The sequence below is a fragment of the Christiangramia aquimixticola genome (assembly GCF_048285835.1).
Lineage (GTDB): Bacteria > Bacteroidota > Bacteroidia > Flavobacteriales > Flavobacteriaceae > Christiangramia > Christiangramia aquimixticola.
On the sequence record NZ_JBLVTL010000074.1, the window covers coordinates 1 to 359 of the forward strand.

At 39.0% G+C, this 359-nt stretch carries 1 protein-coding gene; it reads right to left on the minus strand.

Annotated elements, in window-relative coordinates; all coding sequences use genetic code 11:
- The coding region (locus tag ACNKXV_RS13565; RefSeq protein WP_417908263.1) for a hypothetical protein at window positions 1–359 on the minus strand (359 nt) is incomplete at both ends.

Genomic DNA, 359 nt, shown 5'->3' on the forward strand with positions numbered 1-359 from the left:
AGGGACTGAAGGAATACCCAACTTTGGCTAGGATTTCCAATGATTCTTTCCGACCGGGCAGATCAAAATCATAGCTAGCTTGAAAACCAATTTCTGTCAAAAAATCCCCAAATCCGTTTGTTCCCTTCTGGATGTCATTTTTTCGGAGAATAAAACCTCTTTGCGGACTTTGTAAAAAAGAATTGAGATCAGATTCTTGTTCAGAAGGCAGCATCTGAAAATTCATATAACCCATTCCTAGGGACATGTAATGAATCAACTGGAATTTTCCTTCTTCTGTCAATGAATAGCCCACATTCAACAAAGCTCTGGAGGTCCGATACTTGATATCAAACTGGTCAAATTCACTGGTTTTGCTT